1 pseudogene is annotated in these 534 nt (G+C 34.6%); it reads left to right on the forward strand.

Annotated features, from left to right (window positions below):
• Nucleotides 1-534 (forward strand): annotated as a pseudogene (locus tag AWV75_RS19020) (hypothetical protein); the annotation flags it as partial.

The raw sequence follows: 534 nt of genomic DNA on the forward strand, positions 1-534 counted from the left end.
TGTTACCGATTCAGACCAAAATGTGGTTGAGTTAGCGGTAACGGATATTGCTTCTAATAAAACGTTTGTAGAGCAGATTGCTACAAATCAGGATTTCATTACCAAGTTAGGTGATAATACTACATTCATCACGACAATTGTCGATATGTTAAAAGGCAAATACGGAAACGTAGGATTTGATGTAGCAACTAATTCATTCTTCTACTATGATGCAGACTACAACGTAGTGGACATCAGTTGGGAAAGTTTAGGAAACACCAAAGTTAAAAGTTTTGCTATTGATGAGGTTAATAATGTGTTGGTTATCACCGATACTGAAAATAATCGTTTTACAGTAGCGATTGATGATCTAGGAAGAGTTATTGCGAATAACGATGTTTTTGTAACTAATTTGGTTGACAATAAAACGTTTACAACAAAGCTGGGTAATGATGAGCATTTTGTAACGACTATCACCAGTAATGAAGATTTCATTACCAATATCATCACGGAATTAAGAGGTAAATACGGAAATGTCAACTACAATCCAACAAC

The sequence above is a fragment of the Myroides odoratus genome, assembly GCF_001549985.1.
Classification (GTDB): domain Bacteria; phylum Bacteroidota; class Bacteroidia; order Flavobacteriales; family Flavobacteriaceae; genus Flavobacterium; species Flavobacterium odoratum_A.